This window comes from Streptococcus suis (genome assembly GCF_002964045.1).
Lineage (GTDB): Bacteria > Bacillota > Bacilli > Lactobacillales > Streptococcaceae > Streptococcus > Streptococcus suis_U.
In genome coordinates this window covers 1-274 of record NZ_POPB01000061.1, presented here as the reverse complement: position 1 = coordinate 274, position 274 = coordinate 1, and the positions used below count along the sequence as shown (strand labels likewise).

Here is a 274-nt window from a genome sequence, read left to right as displayed (position 1 = left end):
GAGAAATAATATTAGAGAACAGGGATGCACCGAATAGAAAGCCGACAAAAGCAAAAACGGCATACATCACTTTCAAAATTGCTATTCCATCGGAATTATCAAAGATTCTTCCAACACTATCTCCGTATCTAATGAAAAGATAAGTGATGAAAAAATAAACCGCCGAGACAATTAATGTTTTAAAGGATTTTAAGTCTCGCTTCATGTAAAATAAAAATAGTGAGGTCAAATTTATTCTCCTTTCATATAACATAGTCCATTTTACCAAAAAAAC

The 274-nt window shown here is 31.8% G+C and carries 1 pseudogene; it reads right to left on the bottom strand.

The annotated features are described in order from the left end of the window. Positions 1–229: pseudogene (locus C1E99_RS15120) on the bottom strand (hypothetical protein); the annotation flags it as partial. Positions 230–274 lie beyond the last annotated feature (45 nt).